The organism is Streptomyces sp. LS1784 (genome assembly GCF_020103755.1).
Taxonomy (GTDB): domain Bacteria; phylum Actinomycetota; class Actinomycetes; order Streptomycetales; family Streptomycetaceae; genus Kitasatospora.
The window spans coordinates 1-6,644 of sequence record NZ_JAHSQD010000465.1 but is presented as its reverse complement, the minus strand read 5'-3'; the positions used below and the strand labels follow the sequence as shown (position 1 = coordinate 6,644).

Genomic DNA, 6,644 nt, shown 5'->3' with positions numbered 1-6,644 from the left:
AGGTCCGCCCGCGTCCTCGGGTCGTGGTGCTGTCCACCGGCAGCGAGCTGGTCCAGCCCGGCCGACCGGTCGGCCCCGGGCAGATCGCCGACTCCAACAGCTTCACCCTGACCGCGGCCGCCCGGGATCGCCGGGGGAACGGGCGGCTGCGGGTCCGGGATGTTGGCGGTCTGGATCGGCTCCAGCGGGGTTCCCTTGAGCGCCTGGTTCATCGCCATCGCCCAGATCGGACCGGGGCCGTCGGCGCCGAACACCTCGGTGAAGGGCTTGCCGCCGATGGTGATGTTCTTCATCTTGACGCCGCCGGCCGGGCCGCCGAGCCAGACCGCGGTGGCCAGCGACGGGGTGTAGCCGCTGAACCAGGCGGCCTTCTTCTCGTCGGTGGTGCCGGTCTTGCCCGCGATCTTGCGGCCGTCGTCCATGGTCAGGGCGGCGGCGGTGCCCTTCTCCGTCACGTTCAGCAGGACGGCGTTGAGCGAGTCCGCGGTCTGCTCGGAGAAGGCCTGGCTGCACTGGGACTGCGGGACCGGGACGTCCTTGCCGTCCACCGTGGTGATCTTGTTGATCGCGACCGGGGTGCAGTACTTGCCGCGGGCGGCGAAGGTCGCGTAGACGTTCGCCATGGTCAGCGGGGAGAGCTCCAGGGTGCCGAGGACCATCGAGGGCACCTCCTGGAACTGGTCACCCTTGGCGGACTGGGTGATGCCCAGCTTGTTCGCCATCTGCTTCATCGCGCAGAGGCCGACCTGCTGCTCCATCTGCACGAAGTAGGTGTTGACCGAGCGGGCCATGGCCTCCTTCAGCTGGTACGGCCCGATCTCGCTGTCCTGCTCGTTCTTCACCGTCTCCTTGGGCTTGACGGTGTTCTTCCAGGTGCCCGTGCAGGTGGACATCTGCGGGTACTCGATCTTGTTCTCGGACGGGAACGCCTGGGTGTTCGGCATGCCCGATTCCAGCGCCGCCGCGGCCAGGATCGGCTTGAAGGTCGAACCGGTCTGGAAGCCGTTGCCGCCGCCCATCGCGGCGTCCACGTTGAGGTTGACGACGGTCTGGTTCTTGTTCGGGTCCAGGCCGTACGGGCGGGTCTGGGCCATTGCCAGGATCTTGCCGGTGCCCGGCTCCATCATGGTCGCGGCCGCCGAGACCGGGTCGGTCACGAAGACCTTCTTGGTGACGGCGTTCTGGGCGGCGGCCTGCTTGTCCGGGTCCAGCGTGGTGTAGATGTTCAGACCGCCGGTGTTCCACACCTTCTTGCGCTCGTCGGCGCTCTTGCCGAAGGCCGGGTCCTGCTTGACCACGTGGCGCACGTAGTCGCAGAAGAAGCCCATCCCGGCCTGGGCGGTGATGCAGCCGTTCTGCGGGTCCTTGTACTTCAGACCCAGCGGGGCGGCCTTCGCCTCCTTCGCCTGGTCGGCGGTGATGTGCTTGTTCTCCAGCATCTTGTCGATCACGACGTTGCGGCGCTTGACCGTGTTCTCGGGGTAGCGCACCGGGTCGTAGGACGACGGGTTCTGCACCATGCCGGCCAGGGTGGCGGCCTCGGCGATGGTCAGGTCCTTGTTGCTCTTGCTGAAGTAGCGCTGGGAGGCGGCCTCCACCCCGTAGGCCTGGTGGCCGTAGAAGGTGATGTTGAGGTAGTTGGTGAGGATCTGGTCCTTGGACAGGTCCTCCTCCAGCTTGATGGCGACCTTGAGCTCCTGGATCTTGCGGCCCAGGGTCTTGCGCTGGGCCTCCAGGACGGCCGCCTGGTCGTCGCCGGCCTTCTCCACGTTGACGTTCTTGACGTACTGCTGGGTCAGCGTCGAGGCGCCCTGGGAGGTGGTCCCGCTCTCCGCGTTCTTGCCGATCGCGCGGAGGATGCCCTTGAGGTCGACGGCGCCGTGCTCGTAGAAGCGGGCGTCCTCGATGTCGACCTGGGCGTGCCGCATGAACGGTGACATCTGGTCGGCGGTGATGACGGTGCGGTCGCGCTCGTAGACCTTGGCGATGAGGCCGCCCTTGGCGTCGAAGATCTGGGTGGCCTGGGTGAGCGGCGGGGTCTTGAAGTCGTCGGGGACGTTGTCGAAGCTCTCCGCCGTGTCCTTGGCGGTCAGCCCGATGGCGCCGACGGCGGGCAGAGCGAGCCCTGCCAGCAGGACTCCGGAGAGCACGCTGACGCCCAGGAACTTCACGCCGTTGCCGGCGTGCTCCAACGGTGATCCGCCGGTCCTGCCCCGCGGAGCTCCGGTGTTGCCTGGGGGCTGGGATGCCTGAGGGCGCTTCGGTGCCATGGGGAGAACCCTACGTTGCGGAATCCTGCACACGGGGGCAGGTGTTCGCCTAGGCTTGTCACAAGCTTGCGACAGCTTCGGTGCGTCAACATCATTCACTCTTGTGGGCGAGGAGACTTGCCCGAATTGCCCGTCGTTGGCCGGGTTTTGAGGCGGCTGGGGCCCGCTGTGCCCGCGTGATTGGTTGCGCTCCGTGATGGCGCCTGTGGCAAGAGTGGGCGTTCTGCCTTTGGCAAGGCGCGCGACCTGCGATCACTCCAACGAGTGAGCTGATCGACACCCATAGTCCAATCGGGTCATTCGAGATTGAGCCCGAAGGGGCTGTTGCAAGCTGTCGTTCTTCCGTAACGTCCTCAACTGGCAACGGTGAATATGCCGTTGCCGCCGTGGGGGAGCCTCGATACGGGAGAGGACGGCGCCGGCATGGGCTGGGTTGACGACTGGAGTGCGCAGGCCGCCTGCCGCACGAGTGATCCGGACGAACTGTTCGTCCAGGGGGCGGCACAGAACCGCGCGAAGGCGGTGTGCAGCGGCTGCCCCGTCCGGACGGAGTGTCTCGCGGACGCCCTGGACAACCGGGTGGAGTTCGGAGTGTGGGGCGGGATGACGGAGCGCGAGCGCCGGGCGCTGCTGCGCCGCCGCCCGACCGTCATCTCGTGGCGGAAGCTGCTGGAGACGGCGCGCACCGAGTACGAGGAGTCCCTCGCGACCGGCGTGATACTGACGGACTACGCCCAGGCGGGCTGAGCCCGGCCGCACCGCGCGGCCCGGCCGGTCGGCCCCTCGGGCGCGGGCTACACCGGACCGTTGAGCCGGTCCCCGATCGCCCGCAGTCCGTCCAGGTCGTGCACGTCGCCCGGCAGCGCCGGCACCTCCACGATCGGCACGTCCGGGTACACCGAGACGAAGCGGTCGCGGGTGCGGCGTTCGCGCCCCATGATCTGCATCCGCTCGGCGTGCAGCCGCAGCAGTCCGGCCGCGAGCACCTCCGCCGCGGGCGAGGCGTGCTCCGAGCCGTTCTCCTCCAGTGCCTCGGCGGCCGCCAGCGCCCGCTCCGCGGTGAGCTGCGGCGCGCCCGTGCCGTGCACCCGGTTGAGCACCAGCCCGGCCAGCGGCATCCGGTCCGCGGCCAGCCGGTCCACGAAGTACGCCGCCTCGCGCAGCGCGTCCCGCTCCGGTGCGGCCACCACCAGGAACGCCGTGCCCGGTGCCTTGAGCAGCTGGTACGTGCGGTCCGCGCGCTCCCGGAAACCGCCGAACATCGAGTCCATCGCGCTGACGAAGGTCTGCACGTCGGTGAGCAGCTGGGCACCGAAGATCTTGCCCAGGGTGCCGGTGAGCAGGCCCATTCCCGCGTTCAGGAAGCGCATCGCGCTGCGCCCGCCGACCTTGGCCGGGGCGGTGAGGATCCGGATCACCCGGCCGTCCAGGAAGGACCCGAGCCGGTTGGGCGCGTCCAGGAAGTCCAGCGCCGAGCGGGACGGCGGGGTGTCCACGACGATCAGGTCCCACTCCTCGGCGGCGCGCAGCTGCCCGAGCTTCTCCATCGCCATGTACTCCTGCGTGCCCGCGAAGCCGGCCGACAGGGACTGGTAGAAGGGGTTCTCCATGATCGCCTTGGCGCGTCCGGGCTCGGCGTGGGCCAGCACGACCTCGTCGAAGGTCCGCTTCATGTCCAGCATCATGGCGTGGAGCTCCCCCTCCCGGCTCCCACCACCGTCCTCGTCCGAGCCGCGGAGCGGCGCCCCCTCCATGCCGGCGACCCCCTTGACCACCCGGGGGGTGTTGTCGAGCTCGGTCAGGCCCATCGACTGGGCGAGCCGGCGGGCCGGGTCGATGGTCAGCACCACGACCTTGCGGCCGCGCTCGGCCGCCCGCAGGCCGAGCGCCGCGGCGGTGGTGGTCTTGCCGACGCCGCCGGAGCCGCAGCAGACGATGATCCTGGTCTTCGGGTCGTCGATCAGCTCGTCCACCGCGAGTCGCCGCCCGGTGCTCCGGACCCCGTCGGTCACCGTGCCGTCGGTGGCCCTGCCGTTGGTGGTCATGCCGCCCCCTGCCGCTTCAGTTCGCCCGCCAGCCGGTACAGCCCGCCGAGGTCCACGCCCTCGCCCAGCAGCGGCAGTTCGTACGTCGGGAGCCGCAGCTGCTGGATGTCGGCGCGCTGCGCGCGCTCCAGCTCCACCCGCTCGGCGTGCTCCCTGGCCTGTTCCAGCAACGGGTCGAGCAGCGGCTCCACCGCCGCCCGGACCTTCTCCGCGGTGCGTGTGCGGCCGCCGAGCCCGGCCTCCCCGAGCGCCCGGGCGACCTCCTCGCGGTGGTCCCCGTCCACCGCGGCCACCGCCGCCGCGTCCAGCACCGGCGGCCGGACCAGGTTGACCATCACCCCGCCCACCGGGAGCTTCGCCTCGCGCAGCTCCTCGATGCCGTCGACCGTCTCCTGCACCGGCATCTCCTCCAGCAGGGTGACCAGGTGCACCGCGGTCTCCGGCGATTTCAGCACCCGCATCACGGCCTGCGCCTGGGTGTGTATCGGGCCGATCCGGGCCAGCCCGGCGACCTCGGCGTTGACGTTCAGGAACCGGGTCAGCCGCCCGGTCGGCGGGGCGTCCATCACCACGGCGTCGTAGCGCCGCCGCCCGTCCGGGTCCTTGCGCCTGGTCGCCTCGCAGGCCTTGCCGGTGAGCAGGACGTCCCGCACGCCCGGCGCGATGGTGGTGGCGAAGTCGACGAAGCCGACCTTCTGGAGCGCCTTCCCGGCCCGGCCGAGCTTGTAGAACATCTCCAGGTACTCCAGCAGCGCCAGCTCGGTGTCGATCGCCAGCGCGAACACCTCGCCGGGCCCGCCACGCCCGGAGGGCAGCCCCAGTTGGGCGCGGGAGACCGAGGCGATCCGGCGCTCCTCGTACGGGAGTGCGGCGATCCCGAACAGCTCGGCGATGCCCTGCCGGCCCTCGACCTCGATCAGCAGCACCCGTCCGCCGTCGGCGGCGAGTGCCAGGGCCAGTGCCGCGGCCAGGGTGGTCTTCCCGGTGCCGCCCTTGCCGCTGACCACGTGCAGCCGGACGCCCTCCCAGTCGGGGTCGCGCCGGGCCGCCTGGCCGGGGGTGCGTGCCACGCTCCGTCTCCGTCCGTCTCCGTCCTACGGGCGTCCCCTCCTGGCGAGGGTGCCCCTCACCAGGGTGCCCTCTCGCGAGGGTAACCAGGGAGCGCACCGGATGCCCGGGGCACCTGGGCCGCCAGGCCGGATCATGCCCTCTTTGTGCCCCACCTCACACGCCTCGCGGCGGGCGGCGCGGATCACCGTGACGGCTCGTCTAGAGTCTGGCCATGACCAAGTGGGAATACATGACGGCGCCCTTGCTGGTGCACGCCACCAAGCAGATCCTGGACAACTTCGGCGAGGACGGCTGGGAGCTCGTCCAGGTCGTGCCCGGCCCGAACCCGGAGCAGCTGGTGGCCTACTTCAAGCGGGAGAAGAGCGCATGAGCAAGGTCGAGGAGAAGCTCGCCGAGCTGGGTCTGACCCTGCCGCCGGTGGCCGCCCCGGTCGCCGCGTACGTGCCGGCCGTGCTGTCCGGCGACCTCGTGTTCACCTCCGGCCAGCTCCCGGTGGTCGAGGGCAAGCTGCCGACGACCGGAAAGGTCGGCGCCGAGGTCTCCGCGGAGGAGGCCAAGGAGCTCGCGCAGATCTGCGCGCTGAACGCCCTGGCCGCCGTGAAGTCGGTGATCGGCGACCTCGACCGGATCGAGCGGATCGTCAAGGTCGTCGGCTTCGTCGCCGCCGCCCCCGACTTCATCGGCGTCCCGGCCGTCGTCAACGGCGCCAGCGAGCTGCTCGGCAAGGTGCTGGGCGCCGCGGGCGTGCACGCCCGCAGCGCCGTCGGCGTCGCGGTGCTGCCGCTGGACTCCCCGGTCGAGGTCGAGCTCCAGGCGCGCATCAAGACCGCCTGAGTGCGATCGCGGAGGCGGGGCCCGGTCCGTCCGGCCCCGCCTCCGTGTTGCCGGGGTGTGTCCGATCGATTCGTGAGCCTGGCGGGAATTGTCGGACACGCCCTAGCATCCGGGCATGGACCATCGAGCGACGACGCTCCCGATGCCGCCCGGCTGGCCTGCCCGGATCCGGGCGGTCGAATCCGGAGCGGTGACCCCGCCGGTGCCCCGGCCCGCCGCGACCGTCGTGCTGCTGCGCGACGCCGCCGAGGGGCCGGAGGCCTACCTGCTGCGCAGGCGTGCCTCGATGGCCTTCGCGGCCGGGATGTACGCCTACCCGGGCGGCGGGGTGGACCCGCGGGACGCCGAGGTCGAGCCGGGCTGGGCCGGTCCGGCGCCCGAGGAGTGGGCGCGGCGGCTCGGGGTGGACGCCCGGACGGCGCGG

At 70.8% G+C, this 6,644-nt stretch carries 6 protein-coding genes and 1 pseudogene; 4 read left to right on the top strand and 3 right to left on the bottom strand.

Going from position 1 to position 6,644, the window contains the following annotated elements:
- Positions 1–2,192: transglycosylase domain-containing protein (locus tag KS423_RS34775; protein WP_224283745.1), on the bottom strand; the 2,192-nt coding region annotated here is incomplete at its 3' end.
- Positions 2,193–2,693: 501 nt separating this feature from the next.
- Here KS423_RS34775 and KS423_RS34770 point away from each other — a divergent pair.
- A complete protein-coding gene (locus KS423_RS34770) occupies positions 2,694–3,017 on the top strand; it encodes a WhiB family transcriptional regulator (RefSeq protein WP_195911063.1) in 324 nt (107 codons plus the stop codon).
- Positions 3,018–3,064: 47 nt separating this feature from the next.
- On the opposite strand, the gene KS423_RS34765 is transcribed toward KS423_RS34770, so the two are convergent.
- Together KS423_RS34765 and KS423_RS34760 are read right to left on the bottom strand one after the other, a co-directional pair.
- A complete protein-coding gene (locus KS423_RS34765) occupies positions 3,065–4,315 on the bottom strand; it encodes an ArsA family ATPase (protein WP_224283744.1) in 1,251 nt (416 codons plus the stop codon).
- Positions 4,312–5,385 carry an ArsA-related P-loop ATPase gene (locus tag KS423_RS34760; RefSeq protein ID WP_224283743.1) on the bottom strand — a complete coding sequence of 358 codons (1,074 nt, stop codon included), beginning with the start codon at positions 5,383–5,385 and terminating at the stop codon, positions 4,312–4,314. The genes KS423_RS34765 and KS423_RS34760 overlap by 4 nt, the downstream gene beginning before the upstream one ends.
- Before the next feature lie 212 nt (positions 5,386–5,597).
- Here KS423_RS34760 and KS423_RS34755 point away from each other — a divergent pair, with 212 nt between their 5' ends.
- The 3 genes and pseudogenes from KS423_RS34755 to KS423_RS34745 form a co-directional block, all read left to right on the top strand.
- Entirely contained in the window at positions 5,598–5,756 is a 159-nt protein-coding gene (locus tag KS423_RS34755) for a DUF4177 domain-containing protein (RefSeq protein WP_158835332.1), read from the top strand.
- Complete coding sequence (locus KS423_RS34750; protein WP_224283742.1) at positions 5,753–6,220, top strand: RidA family protein; 468 nt, start codon at positions 5,753–5,755, stop codon at positions 6,218–6,220. Before KS423_RS34755 ends, KS423_RS34750 begins: the two co-directional genes overlap by 4 nt.
- 115 nt (positions 6,221–6,335) lie before the next feature.
- A pseudogene (locus KS423_RS34745) lies at positions 6,336–6,644 on the top strand (NUDIX hydrolase); the annotation flags it as partial.